Genomic DNA, 341 nt, shown 5'->3' on the forward strand with positions numbered 1-341 from the left:
GTGATCCCCGGCAGTTTTGCGTCTCCCTCCGCCATTGCGCATCTCGCCGTACAGAAGTACGTGATGTACTCCCCGCTGTACCGGTTGGAGCAGGAGTTTGACCGCCAGGGGCTGAAGCTCTCCCGGCAGACCATGTCCAACTGGCTGCTGAAGGCGACGGAGGACTGGCTGCAGCCCATCTATGACGTGCTGCACCAACAGCTGTGCCGGGAAGCGGTGCTGCACGGTGACGAAACCACCCTGCAGGTACTGCACGAGAAGGGGAAGTCTTCTACCAGCCGCTCCTATATGTGGCTATACCGGACCAGCGGCAATGCTGAGCACCCCATTGTCCTGTATGA

The 341-nt window shown here is 60.1% G+C and carries 1 protein-coding gene; it reads left to right on the plus strand.

Annotated features, from left to right (window positions below; all coding sequences use genetic code 11):
* Nucleotides 1-341, plus strand: a 341-nt coding sequence (locus H6B51_RS17405) for an IS66 family transposase (protein WP_204884834.1), incomplete at both ends; no start/stop codon positions are given.

The sequence above is a fragment of the Pseudoflavonifractor phocaeensis genome, assembly GCF_016901955.1.
GTDB lineage: Bacteria > Bacillota > Clostridia > Oscillospirales > Oscillospiraceae > Flavonifractor > Flavonifractor phocaeensis_A.